General features: G+C 37.0%; 16 protein-coding genes. 6 read left to right on the top strand and 10 right to left on the bottom strand.

From position 1 onward, the window contains the following. Positions 1–33: 33 nt before the first annotated feature. The 8 genes from BUB91_RS03085 to BUB91_RS03050 form a co-directional block, all read right to left on the bottom strand. The gene (locus BUB91_RS03085) at positions 34–1,563 is read right to left on the bottom strand and encodes a PH domain-containing protein (protein ID WP_073096861.1); all 1,530 of its coding nucleotides are present in this window, start codon (positions 1,561–1,563) and stop codon (positions 34–36) included. Further along, entirely contained in the window at positions 1,556–2,074 is a 519-nt protein-coding gene (locus tag BUB91_RS03080; protein WP_073096859.1) for a PH domain-containing protein, read from the bottom strand. Before BUB91_RS03080 ends, BUB91_RS03085 begins: the two co-directional genes overlap by 8 nt. Positions 2,075–2,133: 59 nt before the next feature. Then, positions 2,134–2,973: a 1,4-dihydroxy-2-naphthoyl-CoA synthase gene (locus BUB91_RS03075; protein ID WP_073096857.1), complete on the bottom strand. Its 840-nt coding sequence runs from the start codon at positions 2,971–2,973 to the stop codon at positions 2,134–2,136. Positions 2,974–3,021: 48 nt separating this feature from the next. Continuing rightward, positions 3,022–3,864 (bottom strand): CvfB family protein, encoded by an 843-nt coding sequence (locus tag BUB91_RS03070; RefSeq protein WP_073096855.1) that lies wholly within the window; start codon positions 3,862–3,864, stop codon positions 3,022–3,024. 296 nt (positions 3,865–4,160) lie between these two features. Next, the gene (locus BUB91_RS03065) at positions 4,161–4,502 is read right to left on the bottom strand and encodes a DUF2853 family protein (RefSeq protein ID WP_073096853.1); all 342 of its coding nucleotides are present in this window, start codon (positions 4,500–4,502) and stop codon (positions 4,161–4,163) included. A gap of 68 nt (positions 4,503–4,570) precedes the next feature. Next, the gene (gene menD, locus BUB91_RS03060) at positions 4,571–6,286 is read right to left on the bottom strand and encodes a 2-succinyl-5-enolpyruvyl-6-hydroxy-3-cyclohexene-1-carboxylic-acid synthase (RefSeq protein ID WP_073096851.1); all 1,716 of its coding nucleotides are present in this window, start codon (positions 6,284–6,286) and stop codon (positions 4,571–4,573) included. 31 nt (positions 6,287–6,317) lie between these two features. Then, entirely contained in the window at positions 6,318–7,430 is a 1,113-nt protein-coding gene (locus tag BUB91_RS03055; RefSeq protein ID WP_073096849.1) for a chorismate-binding protein, read from the bottom strand. Position 7,431: 1 nt separating this feature from the next. Next, complete coding sequence (locus tag BUB91_RS03050) at positions 7,432–7,857, bottom strand: PaaI family thioesterase (RefSeq protein WP_073096846.1); 426 nt, start codon at positions 7,855–7,857, stop codon at positions 7,432–7,434. Between the two features lie 176 nt (positions 7,858–8,033). Here BUB91_RS03050 and BUB91_RS03045 point away from each other — a divergent pair, with 176 nt between their 5' ends. Further along, positions 8,034–8,696, top strand: a complete 663-nt coding sequence (locus BUB91_RS03045; RefSeq protein ID WP_073096844.1) for an alpha/beta hydrolase — start codon at positions 8,034–8,036, stop codon at positions 8,694–8,696. 487 nt (positions 8,697–9,183) lie between these two features. After that, positions 9,184–9,909 (top strand): leucine-rich repeat domain-containing protein, encoded by a 726-nt coding sequence (locus tag BUB91_RS03040; RefSeq protein WP_164917816.1) that lies wholly within the window; start codon positions 9,184–9,186, stop codon positions 9,907–9,909. A gap of 350 nt (positions 9,910–10,259) precedes the next feature. On the opposite strand, the gene BUB91_RS03035 is transcribed toward BUB91_RS03040, so the two are convergent. Beyond that, positions 10,260–11,282: a hypothetical protein gene (locus BUB91_RS03035; protein ID WP_073097187.1), complete on the bottom strand. Its 1,023-nt coding sequence runs from the start codon at positions 11,280–11,282 to the stop codon at positions 10,260–10,262. A gap of 431 nt (positions 11,283–11,713) precedes the next feature. Between BUB91_RS03035 and BUB91_RS03030 the strand changes: the two genes are divergently transcribed. The 3 genes from BUB91_RS03030 (at position 11,714) to BUB91_RS03020 (ending at position 14,881) form a co-directional block, all read left to right on the top strand. Further along, positions 11,714–12,217: an OmpH/Skp family outer membrane protein gene (locus BUB91_RS03030; protein WP_073096839.1), complete on the top strand. Its 504-nt coding sequence runs from the start codon at positions 11,714–11,716 to the stop codon at positions 12,215–12,217. Between the two features lie 910 nt (positions 12,218–13,127). Continuing rightward, positions 13,128–13,961 (top strand): SDR family NAD(P)-dependent oxidoreductase, encoded by an 834-nt coding sequence (locus BUB91_RS03025; RefSeq protein WP_073096836.1) that lies wholly within the window; start codon positions 13,128–13,130, stop codon positions 13,959–13,961. A gap of 8 nt (positions 13,962–13,969) precedes the next feature. Further along, positions 13,970–14,881 carry a helix-turn-helix domain-containing protein gene (locus BUB91_RS03020; protein WP_073096833.1) on the top strand — a complete coding sequence of 304 codons (912 nt, stop codon included), beginning with the start codon at positions 13,970–13,972 and terminating at the stop codon, positions 14,879–14,881. 201 nt (positions 14,882–15,082) lie between these two features. Here BUB91_RS03020 and dnaK read toward each other — a convergent pair whose 3' ends face one another. Beyond that, positions 15,083–16,999, bottom strand: a complete 1,917-nt coding sequence (gene dnaK / locus BUB91_RS03015) for a molecular chaperone DnaK (protein WP_073096830.1) — start codon at positions 16,997–16,999, stop codon at positions 15,083–15,085. A 249-nt stretch (positions 17,000–17,248) separates the two neighbouring features. Here dnaK and BUB91_RS03010 point away from each other — a divergent pair, with 249 nt between their 5' ends. After that, positions 17,249–17,920 (top strand): CPBP family intramembrane glutamic endopeptidase, encoded by a 672-nt coding sequence (locus BUB91_RS03010; RefSeq protein ID WP_073096827.1) that lies wholly within the window; start codon positions 17,249–17,251, stop codon positions 17,918–17,920. The last annotated feature ends 5 nt before the right edge of the window (positions 17,921–17,925 follow it).

The following is a 17,925-nucleotide window of genomic DNA, read 5'->3' as shown; positions in this document are numbered from 1 at the left end:
TTTTATTTCGATATAAAATAAGTAATCCTACACCTACATCCAGGATTGCTTATTTATTGCTACACGATACAAAGCATAATTGATATACTGTTGCATCTTATGTGACGTTAACGGAAATGAAATATCACCACCGGCAGTATGAAAGGTATAATTATACAACTGGCGTTTTTTATACCACACCGGTTGATCCACCGTAACTGATTGAAGTTTGAAAAGCTCGATAATTTCGGTTTTTTGATTCCATACACCTTTGCGTCTGATGATAAACTCTGGTGTGATTTCTAAAGAAAGTGCACGGTACCAATAGTATTGGTAAGGAATGATGAGCATCCCAAAAATGATAAAAAGTATACTCAGAATTTCAACCATATAATTAGGCACTAAAAAAGAAGCTACAATCGCTGTCAAAATAAGAGGTAAACTTGCCAGAATCAGCAAGCGGATGTATAAGATAAAAGCCGGTTTAAAAACACGTCCCGGACGCATAGGGTGACTAAATAAAAACCGTTTTACACGCTCTATTTGCATACGCTCTAAGCCCGGAATACTAATTTTTGTTTTACTTAGATTATCCTGACTGCTGGCTAAAGCTATTTGTGTTTCTTGAAGGTTCAGGCGTTTTTGAATAGGATTTGTAACAACGCGCAAGAGCTGTACACGTCTGGGCTTGAGACTGATTTTAGTATTGGTTTTAAGTCCCATTTCGAGTTCAAGACTTTCTTTGGTTTGTGTTAGATTGAGATCAAAATATTTGATAAATATCTCAACACACGAGATCAACATACCGATTAAAAACACTCCTACAAATACCAAAGCGGTAAGAATAAATAACTCTATCGGCTTACTATAAGAATCTAAATAGCCTTTTAAACCTTCTTTGTACTGATCACTTTGCACCAAATCAAAATCACCCAGTTGCTGATAGATCGAACCGACAAAAATAAGAATCAGCCAGACTCCTCTAAAATAATTACTGGTAAGCCCCAGCTTTAATAGTGCTAAAGGTGATAACTTATGATTCCATATTGTGGAAGATGTATTTTTGTCTTCTGCAATTCCCGCTGAAGGCTCAGCTTCGATATCCTGATTATTTTCGTTTACAGCATCCATCAGTACGCGCTGCAAATCTTTAGCCTTTGCTTCAGATAAAGCTTTAATATTAATCTCCTGACCACTACTTCCTGCTGTATCTATAACAACACTATAAACACCTATTACCCGCTGCAACAAGGAGCGTTTAAAATAAACTTGCTGAATTTTTGAAAAAGGAATGCTGATCAATTCTGTTGAAAAGACTCCCTTTTGCAACACAAATTCGCTGTTTTTGTAATCGATATGAAATTTAAATCTGTAGAAAGAAAGCACACTAAAACCCAGCAGCAATAAAAGTGCAACTGCTATTCCTAGCACGATCTGCGTAGTATAACCTGTTTTAGGACCTTTGATTATAAAAAACAGCAATACCGGCCCAAGTGCTCTCAGGAGTTTATAAAACTGAGAGAAAAAAATAAAAAGTACTCCCGGTTTGGACTGCAGTTGCGGTTCTGAAAATGACCTATTCATCTGTTTCAGTAAGATGATTAGCTACTTTTTCTTTAAGTCGGGCTGCCAGTTCAGGCGGCAACCCGGGAATATTAATGTCACTACCCGCGCCTCCAGCTGTAAAAATATTGAGATTCGAAATTTTGAATACTTTGTCTAATGCTCCTGCAGAAGTAGAAATATGCTGAATTCGATTGAATGGTATAATAGTAATCTTTTCAAATAGAAATCCTCTTTTATAAGCTATATCCCGTTCTCGCAAAGCATAGCCTATTTTTTTCTGAAGCAGAAATTGATAGAAAAAAAACAACGTAAAAACCACAAAAACTCCAATCGTCAAACCGGGAATAAGCATAGGAACATCAGTCGCTTCACGCAAGAAATAAAGCCCTACAGCGATAAGGATGAATAAAACAGCCAAGACAGTCCATACCTTATAGAGTCTCTTTTTTGAAACTGATGTATAATTTAATTGCTGATAATCTGGTAAGGTCTCTAAGTCTACCGGGGCATTTGTAAACGTATATTCCATGGAGCTTTTTTTTGATGAGGATTGCTAATAAAAATACTAGAACCTATTCAATTTACCGACTATGGAATCCATTTTTTCTCAAAATTGGGCTTTCTTTTTTCTAAAAACGCATTTCTACCTTCCTTAGCTTCTTCAGTCATATACGCCAAACGTGTGGCTTCACCGGCAAAAACCTGCTGTCCAACCATACCATCATCGGTAAGGTTCATGGCGAATTTTAACATTTTAATAGATGTTGGGGATTTTGCAAGAATCTCCTGTGCCCATTGATAAGCGGTAGCTTCTAATTCCTCATGCGGAATCACAGCGTTTACCATTCCCATTTCATAAGCTTCCTGCGCAGAATAATTTCGACCTAAAAAGAAAATCTCACGAGCACGCTTCTGCCCGACCATTTTAGCTAGGTATGCAGAACCATATCCACCGTCAAAACTAGTTACATCAGCATCGGTTTGTTTAAAAATCGCGTGTTCTTTACTCGCCAGCGTCAAATCGCATACGACATGTAAACTATGACCCCCACCAACAGCCCAGCCTGGAACAACTGCTATGACCGCCTTTGGCATAAACCTGATCAAGCGCTGAACATCAAGAATATTCAAACGGTGATACCCGTCGTCTCCCACATAACCCTGATCGCCACGTGCTTTCTGATCGCCACCGCTGCAAAAACTATATACACCATCTTTAGGAGAAGGACCTTCAGCAGATACTAAAACAACACCTACAGAAGTATCTTCCTGAGCGATATGAAAGGCGTCCAATAATTCTGCAGTAGTTCTAGGTCTAAAGGCATTACGCACTTCAGGACGATTAAACGCAATACGCGCTACCCCATCTGCTTTTTTAAAGGTGATATCTTGATATTCTTTTACAATTTTCCAATCGGGTTCTTGCATGATATATTCTTTTAAGTTTTCGCAAAAGCGAAACAATCCTACTAAAGTTTAATCTTCTTGATTTTTGAGTTCGATGCTGTTCGCTGTGATATTGATCTGGCGATCGCGATACAGAGCACCAATTGCTTTTTTGAAAAGCTTCTTGCTTATACCAAAATATCCATTAATGTCTTCTGGCGAACTTTTATCGTGAACGGGTAAACTGCCTCCGTTACGCTTTAATTCATCGTAAATAAACTGCGCATTAGGCTCTACACTCTTGTAACCCTCAGGCTGAAGCAACACATCTATCTTTTTATCTTCCCGCACGCGCTTGATGTAACCGGGAAGTCGGTCACCTACCCGAATATCTTCAAAAATGGTGTCTTTATGCACAAGTCCCTGATAGGTCTCGTTAATAATCACGTGCGCTCCGTGCTCTGAAAAATGAGAAACCAAGAGGTTTACTTTATCAAATTTCTGAACATCAATATCTTCATTTTTTAAATAGGTATTGAATTTTGAAGAACCTACTAAACGATTGGTACGCTCATCCAAGTACATATAAACCAGATAACAACTGCCTTCGCGCATTTCGGTCACCTGATTAGAAAACGGAACAAACAATTCTTTATCTAATCCCCAATCTACAAACGCACCGATTTTGGTAACAGAAGTACATTTCAAATACGCAAAACCATCTTTTAAAATATAAGGTTTTAGCGTGGTTGCTACTGGACGCTCTTCATTATCCAGATAAACATACACCTCAATCTCATCTTCAAGCTGAAAGCCTTCAGGAGCATATTTTCCGGGAAGCAACACCTCATTATCATCTTCATCGCGCAAGTAAAGACCGGGACTTACATCACGATCTATTATCATTTTATGGTATTCTCCTAATGCCAGCATAGTTTTTATTTAAGGTGTTCAAAATTAGGAAAAATAAGAGGATCAACCTCCTTATTTAGTCATTAAGCTTGTAAGCTGTAAACGACCTTGCGACAAGCCCGCAAAGCTTTAAAAGATAACAGCTTTTGACTTAGAGGCAATCCTGTCTGCCGACAAAGGCAGACCCACGAAGCATTCGTTAAAAACAAATTTTTTATTTCGAGGCAAGCTTCGGGGTATTAAACCCTTTGGCGGTGCCAATAAAAAACCGCTTCAGGGTTTGAGGCGGTTTTCAATATTCTAAAGTATAGTGATTACTAACTGTAAACTTCTTCTTTACCAAAATGTTTAGTCAGCAAATAATAAACTACAGCACGGTATTTATTACGATTAGAAGTACCGTATTCTTCTACGACTTTATTGATACCTTCCATCAAAGCAGGACCGTCGCTTAGGCCTAATTTTTTGATCAGAAAGTTATTTTTTACAGTTTCTAATTCTGATTCACTTCCTCCGGAAACTGTTGAAGAATCTTTATTATAAATAGAAGGGCCACAACCAATGGTTACTTTGGTTAACAAATCCATATCTGCGTCAATACCTAATTTTTCTTTAAGGTCTGCTGCATATTTAGCAATCATTTCATCTCTTTTACTCATGGGGATACTTAATTTTTAGTGCATTAAATTTTTTAACTTCTTTAAAGATACATAAAATTAAAAAAAAGTCATCTGATGTAATCAAAGTAACTCAACAAGACACGGTCATTTTCCAGTCTCGGCGTTTTGATCTCAAGCAGACAAGGTTTGCTATTTTCAGCATAAAAATCCTGTTGCGCCTGTATGAGTTCTTCTTCATTTTTTGCGGAAAAATAACTCAAACCAAACATCATACAAAGATGGGATGCATCAAGCTGATGTGTCGTTTCAAAATAGGTCTCAAAAGCCTGAGATTCTTTATCTCCCGGAAGAATTCTAAAAATTCCACCACCACTATTGTTGATCACTATTATCTTAAAATCCTTCGGCAAATAAGCATTCCAAAGTCCGTTACTGTCGTAAAAGAAACTGAGATCCCCGGTAATGAGCGTCGTCGGTAATTGAGCTGCTGTTGCAGCACCTACCGCTGTAGAAGTACTTCCATCTATCCCACTCGTCCCACGATTGCAATAAACTTTTAGCGATTTATCAATATCAAAAAGTTGCACATAACGCACGGTGGAGCTGTTTCCTAACTGCAATAAACTATCAGATCTGAGTTCTTTTAAAACCAAATCAAAAGCTTTAAAATCACACCAAGTCATTTGATTTGTATAGGCCTTATGCATTGCATCTCTGCGTTTCCGAACTTGAAGCCAATCTGACTGATAATTACTAGCTATAGGCTGAGTTTTATTTAAAAATCTAGACCAGAAAAAATTGACCGGTATTTTAAAATGCTTATTGAGACAGAAATACGTGTCGTAAGCTTTTTTAGGATCTATATGCCAATGCTCTTCAGGTTGATAATTACGTAAAAAAGCCTTTATCTTTTTTGAGATTACCATTCCGCCCAGAGTCACTAGAATTTCAGGTTGCAGCTCTTTAAAACCGGCATCGTCCAGCGAACCGATTATATTATCGGTTCTGGTAAAGAAATTAGAATGATGAAGATTGGAAGTTGTTTCGGTAAAAACTAAAACACTAGGATCTTCACCTAAACGATCTAGAAATTCCTGCTCAATAGTGTTGGGATGCAACACGCCTATTAAAACCAGTTTCCGTTTGGCTTTATTCCATTTAGAAAGAAAAGGAACCAACTGATCATCGGTAAGTTCTATAGCTTTAGGTTGTTGGTCAACCAAAATAGGATTGACCAATTTTTCTTCGGTAGTGTTATACAACGGCTCATAAAACGGAACATTGATATGAACCGGCCCCTGTCCTACTAAAGCTTCATTAAGCGCTTTATTGATTTCTTGCTGATTGTGCTTGGTGACTTCGCGCTGTTTTTGAATTAGCTTCGGATCTAGCAAAGGAGTATCCGGTACATATTCAGAATATAAATTAGCCGAATACAAAATGTGATTTTCAAACACATTGCGCTGGCGGATGGTCTGGCCATCACCTATATCTATACGTTCAATAGGTCGATCTGCAGAAATTATCACAAGCGGAATATCGCTGTAAAAAGCCTCAGAAACCGCCGGGTAATAATTTAAAACCGCACTACCGGAAGTACAACAAACGGCAACCGGTTTTTGCAATTGCTGTGCGAGACCTAAAGCAAAAAATGCTGCAGAACGCTCGTCAACAACGCTGTAAGTATGAATGTCAGGATGATGTGTAAAACCTATTGTGAGTGGTGCATTACGCGATCCCGGAGATATAACGACGTGATTGATGCCTTTTTCTAAACAAAGCAAAACCACAGACTGTGCGATGGGTATACTAGAATATTTCATTTAACTACAAAAATACAACAAAGCAAAAGCCTTACAGAACACTCGCTATAGTTTGTGCTTTATTTACTGTTTCTTGCCATTCAAGCTCTGGATTTGAAGCTGCAGTAATGCCTCCACCAACATAAATAATCGCCTTAGAATCTGCGTATTGCATACACCGCAGATTTACAAAAAGCTTGGTTTCATTTTTTAAAGTCTTATAAGCTAGATTTTCAACATTGCGTCGTGATCTTTTCTTTGAAGTGTCTTTAAGAATATTGAGTTCGCCCAGAAAACCGGTGTAAAACGCTCTATCATAGTTTTCCTCCTTTATTATAAAGTCTTTAGCCAAATCTCGCGGTAAACCACAAACCGCCGGTGTGGGATGCAAAGCTTTCAACAAAGCTTTTAAGTTTTGACCTTCGGTATTGAAAGTCCCTGAAATCAACGTGCGCAAATGCAATAAGGCACCGGCTTGATAGGTTTCCCGATTGCCTACATGTAACGAGCCCAAATCAAAAGGTTTTAAATTGGTCACAATCTCATCGGTTACCAGTTGTTGCTCGTGTATTTCTTTGTCACCCCATGCTACAGCTAAGGAACCGGTAAATTTTTGAGTTCCGGCAAGAGCCATCGTTTCAAATTTTCTTCCGTTTAGCGACAGTAATGTTTCAGGTGTTGCTCCTAACCAGGTTCCCACGTGTGGATGATGCCATATGTAGACAAAGGCGGTCTTATAATTAGACAAGAGTCTTTTAAATATGGTGATGGGAGTTACGTCTTCAATTTTCTGGTTTTGCTTCCGCGAAATTACGACTTTTTGAAGCGCTGAATTTTGAATTGCCGCTACTGCTTTTTCTACCAAGTTAATATGAGCGTTTTCTTCTGCACTTTCGGTCTTTATAGTAGTACTTTTTACAGAAACCGTTTCTTCTTCAAAATCTATAGTTAATTCAGGAATTCCCGGAATCAGAATACGGGTTCGCTCCTTGTCAAAAGGTGAAAAAACAAAACCGGTTTCTTCGAAGGTTTCGGCTTTATGCAAAAAATCATCTTCCTGAAACAAACCATTAAGTTGGTCTGCTTCGGGTTTTCTATAAAGCACAAACGGCAAATTTTTGGCATACTGCGCACCAGCCTTGCCAAACAAGTCTTCTGTAGTCATGCTATTTTTTAGGCAAAGCTATGGTAGTTAATTTTACGAGTGAAATCAATTCTTGATTTTCATTAGTAATTCGTATTTCCCACAATTGGGTGGTGCGCCCTTTATGCAAATAAGTTGCTTTAGCATAAACCAAACCTTCTGAAATACTCCTTACATGATTTGCAGAAATCTCAATTCCTCTAACAAAAACTTTTTCAACATCAAGAAACATCATACTGGCAGCGCTCCCTACACTTTCAGCCAAGGCTACAGAAGCCCCACCGTGTAAAACGCCGTCTGGCTGATGCACTTTTGAAGTTACCGGCATAGACGCAATTAAAAAGTTTTCTCCTATAGCTACAAACTCAATATCTAAAGTTTCCATCAGCGTGTTTTTGCAAATGGCATTACAACGCTTTAGAGCTTGTTCTTTTTGTTCTTGATTCATTTATATGTTTTTAAAAAAGTTCTTTATTATAATCACAGTGACTGTTCCACACTTGAATTGACTATTGTTTATTTTGCAGTTGGAAAATTTACAGACTCAATCTACAAACGGTTGAAGTTAGAATACTATCAAAAATTCTAATTCCGCATGGCGGATAAAGATACTAAACCTAAAAGATGCGCGAAGAAAAAAAGGTGAGTTATCAAACCACAAATACCTACGAAACGCTAAACCAGTTTACGGAAAAGACTCAAAATGTTTGGCTGGTTTGTCACGGTCTGGGACATTTGAGTTCGTATTTCTTAAATCATTTTGAAAGACTAAATGCTGAAGAGAATTACATCGTGGCGCCTCAAGCTCCTAGTAAATATTATCAGGACAAGCGATATAAGTATGTGGGGGCTTCTTGGATGACTCGTATTAATACCGAAGATGAAATAGAAAATGTACTCAACTATCTGGATGCTGTTTACGCTTCTGAACTAAAAAACAAACTCAGCAGCCGCATAAATTTTGTGGTATTAGGCTTTTCACAAGGCGTATCTGTTGTTACGCGTTGGCTGGCATACAGGAAGAAAACCTGCAATACCTTAATTTTACATTCCGGAAGTCTTCCTAAAATTTTGAAAGCAACCGATTTTAGTCATATTAAAGACTTACAGCCTTTTATCACGTATGGACTAGAAGATGAATTTCTCACAGCGACTAAACTGAAGTACGAACTTGAATTCGTTCAAAAAACATTTGGTAAGAATACTGAAGAGATTCCTTTTGATGGAAAACATATAGTTAGTGAAAAGGCTATTTTACAAATAGCTGATAAACTCAAATCGAAATAGTTCATTTGTTTTAGAAATAGATACACTAGCAGGAATAGAAACCACACCAACTATGCCTTCAATCGATTTTATTCGCATATTAAAGACAAGAATCACTATATTAAAACGAATAACTTTTTTCTTTTAAAAAGTTATTCGTTTTAATAAATAGGAAGAAAGCTTATAATTTAGTTTGTTGTTTGTTTTGCACATTAATTTTTAGTCAGTAAAAGGAATCTGATTGTTCAGATTCCTTTTTTTGATTCAACCTCAAATAATTGTAGGAATTTACATAAAAACAGCACTTTTAAATGCAATTAAAGTGTTGTTAATCTGTTTTAAAATCCGATATAAAGCAATTCAACCATCTTACCTTAGTGAATAAATACAAGTAAATAGCGAATTTTTAATATACTTGTAAAAAACACGTGTATTTCAACGATTATAATTGCATTTAAAGGTTAAAATGCGCTATATTTACGGTGTTAAACAATTTAATCAAACCTGTATGAAATCATTTTTTACTTTTTTAGTAGTAGCCTTCTTAAGTTTTTCAGCTCTGGCAGAAGTTTCAAGTCCCCAGAAACAGGCTTTGATTGATCTATACAACGCTACAAACGGTGCTGAGTGGAGTAACACTTGGGATCTTAATGCTGATGTTTCTACTTGGCACGGTGTTAAAGTTGAAAATAGCAATGTTGTAGGACTTAACTTAAGTATGAATAACTTAAACGGTCAATTACCTGAATCTATAGGTAATCTTGACGCTCTAGTTTCTTTAGAGTTATTCTTTAACAAATTACAAGGCTCTATTCCTGCTACTATAGGAAACCTAAAAAACTTAAAAATATTGGTTCTTAATGGTAATATGTTAGATGGTAAATTGCCTAAGACTATTTATAACCTAACAAGTCTTGAGCAATTATTACTTACCAGCAATAACCTAAACGGTTCTTTAAGTGATGATTTAGGTAACCTTAAGAATCTTGAAGTTTTAAACCTCTTTGACAACAACCTTAACGGTCAGCTTCCAGTTGCTGTTTTACAATTAGAAAATCTTAAAGAATTAAATTTGTCAAGCAATGATTTAGTAGGTATTATTCCTGCAGGTCTTTCTAAAATGAAAAACCTTAAGGCGCTTGCCTTAGCATCTAACAAATTTGAAAATTATAACGAGGGTATTGCAATCATTGAACATCTTGAAAATAATACTACTGTTGCTTCTAACGAATAAAGATTTCCCCAAATCATAATAAATATTAGTTTTAAGTTGGAAAAAAGACCTGTTACGTAAGTGCAGGTCTTTTTGTTTGTAGCTATCTTATTTCGTTGAGAGCTGCTTCTTCTCTATTTAATACTTGGAAAGCTACCCAAGATTAGCGCGTAAAAAAATCAATGCAATTTTACCAACATAAAACCATGACCGAATTACAGACAGCCTAAAGACGTTTCTAAGAACTTACTACTAAACCTACTAGCTAATAAAAAATCCTTTACACAACACTGTAAAGGATTTTAGCTTTAGTTATATCTCAAAATATTTAAACGCTATAGACCGTTTTTAAAACACGAGAATAAATTAATTTATTCCCGTTCTCTCGGAACCTGCATTCTTCTAGGTTTAACCACAAACGGTGTAAACCAATCCCAAGTCAAGCCTATTGAAAATCTGGGGTAATTATCTACAAAGCGATAATTGTAATCATCATAACCAAAACTAAAACGGGCCATAAAACCTAAATCGGTATCCCAAGGATACAACGTGGCACTTGTTTCAGAACGATACATCACAGCAGATGGATGCACATCAGGATGTAAAAAAAGACGTTGTGATACGCTGTAACGCATCTTTTTAAAATGAGCCGTAAACTCATACCAACCTTCAATCTGATGCCTGCCGTATATATCTATATCTTCAGGATTGTAACCCCCAAACTGAAACGCTCCTAAAAATCGGTTGTGATATATTTGATATGCCATCGTAAACGAATGAGAACGCAACGGATAGTTTTCTTCATCAAAGGTATTGATGCGATAATTTAAAGACACACGTGTCAAATTAGTTGAAAAATTTCCGGAAGACCTGTTGAGCAAAGCCGCCAGATCTGTATCGTCTGTTATGGCTTCGTATAAAGCACTGCTTTCATCAGAATTATCTTCAAACTCCTCACTAAATGCAGACTTACTTTGCCCATTAGAGTAATGCCCACTTTCTATCGCTGCGGTTAGAAAATTATTATTTTTGGTTTTGATTATAGATTGCCAACCAATAAACGCTTTATAAGAAGGTGTTTTTACCGGTTTAGAATTCTCATCATAAATACGCAAGTGCGGCTGAATACTCAAGTAAATAGCATCTCCCGCTACGATGGTATCTCTGTTAAGTGCGTCGCGTATGTCGTTATAAATACTATAATAAACCACAGGTTTGGCTTCAAGCAAAATCTTTTCGTAAGGATTATTCCCGGTACCGGCAGCTAAAAACGGACGCTCTGCAATAGGAAAATAATCTTTAAAACCGCTAGAAGAACGGTTGTCTTGAGCTTGTACTGCGATACGCAATAGCAGACTTAAAAGTACTAAAATGATCGGTAGCTTTTTTTGCATAAAAAATGGGGTAATTCGGTTATGAGGTAAAGTTGCAAAGATCAATATTCTTACAGCTAGAATTTAAGAATATTTTGAGTAAATCACCTTGAGGCAAGCCTGTCTACCGACAAAGGCAGGCCCACAAGCCTGTAAAAGGAAACAGCTTTTGACTTTGAGGCAAGCTTCGGAGCATTTAAATCTCGATTATCGAGTAAACAAACTGAAGTCAGTTCTTTGATACTAATAATGAAGCTTACTTTATAGAGTTTGGTTTTATTTGAAACACCGCGTATCTGATACAGTCTTTTACTATAAATAGCTGAAATAAATGTATTTTTAACCCAAAGCCTGCATTAAAAATAAATTGGGCATCATATTTGAAAATAGATTGCTAACACTTTTAAACACGTTAAGTCTTATTCTCTTTATAATTATTGAAAACACCCCTTATGAAATTAAAACATATTGCTTGTATTCTTTTTATAGCACTTTCTAGCACACTTTCTGCTCAGGGAACGGTAGCGCATATCAATATGGAAGAGGTCATCAACAGTATGCCGCTAGGCGCTGAAGCTGATGCTGAGCTCAACCGGCTGAAACAAGCGTATCAACGTGATTTTGAAACTTCGTATCGCGAGTATCAGGCTCAGTTTGTAAAATATGAAGATGAGGCCTCAAACCTATCTCCTGAAGAAAATAAAAAAAGAAAAAGCGATCTCGAACTTATAGAGCGTAATCTTGCACAAACCCAACAAAATATAGACAAACAACTCGCCGAAAAACGTGAATTACTCTATGCGCCTGTAAAACAAAAAGCCAAAGATCTGGTTACTAAAATAGCAGACAATCTGGGCTTTTTATATGTACTGGATTCTTCTAAAGATTCCGGTCTGGTGATGGCAAAAGGAAAAGATTTAATGCCTGAAGTTAAACGCGCATTGGGACTTAATTAAAAACACGTTCTAAAACAATTGGTTGGTTATGCAATAATGAATCAATTGTTGTGAGGAAGAAAAGTCTAATTTTTTGAAGATGCTTTTTCTACGATGGTGTTTTTAGCGGGCAGATTAAAACCTTGTATGCTCCGGCAAAAAGTTGATATTCCCTTAGCTTGAATCTCTTGTAAAATGTTAATTAAAAGACCAGTTGGTAGCAAAAAATAAAGAATACTTGCTGTCCTAAATTCCGACTTGACAAGGCTTGGAGAATAGCTTATATTTATAGATAACAACCTGTATAAGTTTTAAATGACACATAAAAACTTCTAAAAGACCGAATTAGAAAGCTGCTTGCATTCCCTCTAAAAGCATTGCTAAAATCTTTTAATCACCAAGCTCTACAAAGATCACCCATACTTCACCCGAGGTTCACCCGTAGTTCACCCATAGTTCACCCGTAGTTTACCCGATGATAACGCATACCAAAGGCTGGTAAAAGACCTGACAGATGCTTATCCAAGCTACTCAACAAGTATAAATCAGGCTTCTAGTAAGAGATGCTACGTTATAGTAGTAAACTAATTGATATTTTTCTGTATAGAACTATTGGTTACAATAAAATAAGGAATCGATACGGGTTAAGTATTCATAAAACTCCCACAGTTTATCAAGGTGCTTTTCTATTTGGTTTCAAAAATTTCCGGAATCAAATCTTTTGCTCTATGCATTATAGGGGTTTATGTATTTTAGTAACTGGCTAAAACGCTTAAAATAAACAATTAACCCCTAAAACATACTTGAATTTTAATACTGGAAAATTAGTGAGTACACAATCAATCTGAAAATCTGAACACACTATCCCGCGATTTGAACACTTTTTTGACCGGCTAACTAAACAAATTTGCATAAACAACTATTACAAATTATGAGTAAGCAAAAAATCTGGTTCATTACCGGCGCTTCAAAAGGTATGGGCCTGGAGTTAACCAAAACAGTTTTAAATAATGGTGACAAAGTGATAGCTACTTCACGGAGCCCCGAACGACTTTTACGAAATCTGGGACAAGACTCCCAAAACTTACGCTCTTTAAAATTAGACATCACGCAAGAAGTAGACGTTAAAAATGCGGTTTCTAAAAGCATTGAAGCCTTTGGTCGTATAGACGTTGTTGTTAATAATGCAGGATACAATCTGCTGGGTAGTGTTGAAGAACTAAGCGATGCTGAGTTTAGAGAAACAATGGATGTAAATATATTTGCTATGGCCAATGTCATTAGAAATATACTACCCATTCTACGTAAGCAAAAATCAGGTCACATCATTAATATATCTTCGATGATGGGTTACTTAAGTTATCCTAGCAACGGAAGCTATAGTGCAACAAAATTTGCTGTTATTGGATTATCAGAAGCTCTTGCTCAAGAGGTATCACCCTTTGGTATAAAAGTCACTATCCTTGCCCCTGGCACCTTTCGTACAAGCTTTATGAGTGACAAAAGTCTAGCAGTAACTAAAAATAAGATTGAGGATTATAATCTTAATGAACAGGTTGAACTCTTTAAAAGTTATGATGGTAAGCAACTGGGAGATCCTAAGAAATTGGCTAAGGTATTGCTTAATATTACTAGGTTACCAAACCCTCCATTACACCTACCTCTAGGTTCTGATAGTTATAATGCCATTTTAGAATTTCGTAAAAAGGAAAAACTGGAAATGGAAAAATGGAAAGAATTATCTTTATCCACAGATTTTGAGTAAAATCAAGCATGAAAAGGCCAGCCCCCTATCCTATTAAATCTATTTCTGAACTGCATCACTTGTTTGAACTGCCCAAGCCAGATCATCCGCTGATTAGTGTTATCGATTTTGAGTTGCTGAAGTTTAATACTAGTGAAGTGTGGAAAAATTTCTATTATGATTTTTATTGCGTTGCTTGTAAGAAAGGTGCTTCAGGAAAGTTTAAATATGGGCAACGTGAATATGATTTTGATGAGGGGGTAATGAGTTTTACTAAACCCGGACAGCTTTTTTCTGTAACCAATATTTCAGACGATCCGGCAACGGGTTATATGCTCGTATTCAATCCAGATTTGATCAGACATTATGAGTTGGGAAAAAAGATAAGTAATTACGGCTTTTTTTCCTACGCTACTGCAGAAGCTTTACACCTGTCAGAAAAAGAGGAAGCAGTAATCCTGGGGCATCTTCATCAAATGCAAAATGAACTGAAAACTAACATTGACCAATACAGCCAGGATGTGATCGTTTCTCACGTGGGACTGTTACTTAATTATTCAACTCGTTTTTACAACAGACAATTTCTTACCAGAAGTGCTGTAAACACTGACTTATTAACCCAAATAGAACAACTGCTCAACAAATACATAAGCAAAGAATCAGCTGTCTCAGGACTACCCACTGTTCACTATTTGTCAAACGAACTAAATATATCTCCTTCTTATCTTAGTGATATGCTACGCAACACTACCGGTCAAAGTGCTCAAAAATATATACAAAGATTTATCATCGACAAGGCTAAAGATTTGCTCTCGACCAGCACGATGAGCATAAAAGAAATAGCCTACGAACTGGGGTTTGAATACCCGCAGTCTTTTAGCAAAATGTTTAAAAAGAAAACAGATACAACACCTTTAAAGTACAGAGCTCTTTATAAATAATAAGAGCTCAAAAACCAACTCTTTTTACTTTAATTTAAAGTAAAACTAAACTTAATCAAAAAACCCCAATGCTTACGCATCGGGGTTTTTTCTCAGTATTAAGTACCAAAGATACCTTTGGTTATTCAACTTTTAAAGATCCTGAAATGAATTCAGGATAAGCGATTCACATCAATCTGCTAAGCAGATTGAGTTCTCTGCTTACTTTACCTCTTCAAAATCTACGTCCTCAACGTCGCTTGCAGCGTTACCTTCTGCAGCGTCGCCTTTAGGCTGACCTGCATCTGGACCTGGTTGGCCACCTTGAGCACCTTCAGCTTGCGCTTTATAAATTTCTTCAGAAGCAGACTTCCAGATCTCGTTTAAATTATCTAAAGCAGGATTTACTTTTTCTAATTCTCCGGTAGCGTGAGCAACTTTAAGTTCCTCAAGAGCTCCTTCAATCTTGGTCTTGTTATCTGCAGATAATTTATCACCAGATTCTTTCAACAATTTCTCAGTTTGGAAAACCATCTGGTCTGCCTCATTCAACTTGTCTACTTTTTCCTTAGCTTGCTTATCAGATTCTGCATTAGCTTCAGCATCTGCTTTCATCTTTTTGATTTCCTCTTCAGTAAGACCGGAAGAAGCTTCGATACGAATATCTTGTTTCTTACCAGTTGCTTTATCCTCTGCACTTACTTTGATGATACCGTTAGCATCAATATCAAAAATAACTTCAATTTGAGGAGTTCCGCGCTGTGCTGGTGGAATACCATCTAAGTGAAAACGACCTATAGTCTTGTTATCATTTGCCATTGGGCGCTCTCCTTGCAATACGTGAATCTCAACACTTGGTTGATTATCTGCTGCAGTAGAGAATACCTGAGACTTTTTAGTTGGGATTGTTGTGTTAGACTCAATTAATTTTGTCATTACTCCCCCCATAGTTTCAATACCTAGTGATAAAGGTGTTACGTCAAGTAACAATACGTCTTTTACATCACCGGTTAATACACCACCTTGTATAGCAGCACCTACAGCTACAACCTCATCAGGATTTACTCCTTTACTAGGTTTTTTACCGAAGAATTTCTCTACAGCTTCCTGTACAGCAGGGATACGTGTAGAACCACCTACTAAGATAATCTCATCAATATCACTCTTAGAAAGACCGGCAGCTTTAAGTGCAGTCTCACAAGGAGCAATAGTTCTTTTTACGAGATCGTCTATTAATTGCTCAAATTTAGAACGGGTTAGTGTACGTACTAAGTGTTTTGGTCCACTAGCAGTAGCCGTTACATAAGGCAAGTTAATCTCAGTTTGGTTAGAAGAAGAAAGCTCAATTTTTGCTTTCTCAGCAGCTTCTTTTAGACGTTGAAGCGCCATAGGATCTTTACGAAGATCCATATCCTCTTCAGACTTAAATTCTTCTGCTAACCAGTTGATAATTTTACTATCTACGTCATCACCACCTAAGTGTGTGTCACCATCAGTAGAAAGTACTTCAAATACACCGTCTCCTAATTCTAAGATAGAAACATCATGCGTACCACCACCAAAGTCAAATACTACGATTTTTTGATCGCTGTCTTTTTTATCAAGACCATAAGCTAATGCTGCAGAAGTAGGCTCGTTAATAATACGCTCTACTTTTAAACCTGCAATCTCACCAGCTTCTTTTGTAGCCTGACGCTGCGAGTCATTAAAGTAAGCTGGTACAGTAATTACTGCTCCTGTCACTTCGTGACCTAAATAATCTTCTGCAGTTTTCTTCATTTTCTGAAGAATCATTGCAGACAATTCTTGAGGTGTATATAAACGCCCGTCGATATCTACACGTGGCGTATCGTTGTCGCCTTTTTTTACGTTGTAAGCAACATTTTCTAATTCTTTATTAGACTCGCTGTACTTGTTACCCATAAAACGCTTGATAGAAGATATCGTTTTGGTTGGGTTAGTTACCGCTTGTCTTTTTGCAGGATCACCTACTTTGATTTCCCCTCCTTCTACAAATGCTATAACAGACGGGGTTGTTCTTTTCCCTTCTCCATTAGGTATAACTACTGGTTCGTTACCTTCCATCACGGCAACACAGGAGTTAGTAGTACCTAAGTCAATTCCTATGATCTTACTCATGTTATATATAATTTTAAGTGTTATTAAATTTCATTCGGTCTGTTAAAGTCAATCTTTATGCCACTAGAAATAATACTGACAAGCTGTCATAAATCATTTTGTATTGGTCTTTTGAGCAAACCCCTACACCGCTATCGCAGCCGTAGTGGCGGGCTATCCACTACAAGCTTCTGCTAAAGGCAGGAGGATTTCTGTTACGATCCCTTTTGCAGTTTTAAAAACGTAAATTTATACGCTCATACGTCCCCCTTGACTTCAAAATATAAACAACACTACTTTACTAAGAGTCTTAGCCTCTTACTCCTGCTCTATGCCGTTTATGCGCTGGGTATTCTCATCATCAATATCATCTATCCGGAAGTTGAACTCGCTTCTTATGAGCAAAGCAGTCTCAAGTCATTTATAAAAGACAGTCCCGTGCAAGCTTTTATAATGATTCTGGTCTTAGGTCCTGCATTAGAAGAAATGCTGTTTAGATCCTTATTAAAACCTTCGCATTACGACCTTGCTTATTTTATCGCCAGCTGGCCGGTGTTTATCATTTCGCAATACATTCCAAACGAAATAAACCCATTTGTGAAAATCATATTTCTGGTCATTTTACTGGTAAGCCTGATCTACATAATTGGCCAGTTAATACCACCTATAAAAGCAAGACGCCTTCGTGCCTTCTTGTCAAAACATGTAATTGTCCTCTGGTGTATCAGTTCGCTAATTTTTGGACTGTTTCATATTACCAATTATGTAGCCGACTTTGTTTTTAATATTCCGCTGCTTATGCTCATCACGCCACGTGTGTTTGCCGGCTTTGCTTTTGGTTATCTTAAAATCAAGAACCAAAAATTAGAATGGTCCATCGCTTTACACGCCATTAATAATTTGATTCCCTTGCTGGTGATTTTATTTAGAGTATCGAGTTGAATACC

It is taken from the genome of Leeuwenhoekiella marinoflava DSM 3653 (assembly GCF_900129005.1).
In the GTDB taxonomy this organism is placed as follows: domain Bacteria; phylum Bacteroidota; class Bacteroidia; order Flavobacteriales; family Flavobacteriaceae; genus Leeuwenhoekiella; species Leeuwenhoekiella marinoflava.
Note: the sequence above shows the minus strand (reverse complement) of the source record. Positions and strands in the feature narration are given on the sequence as shown.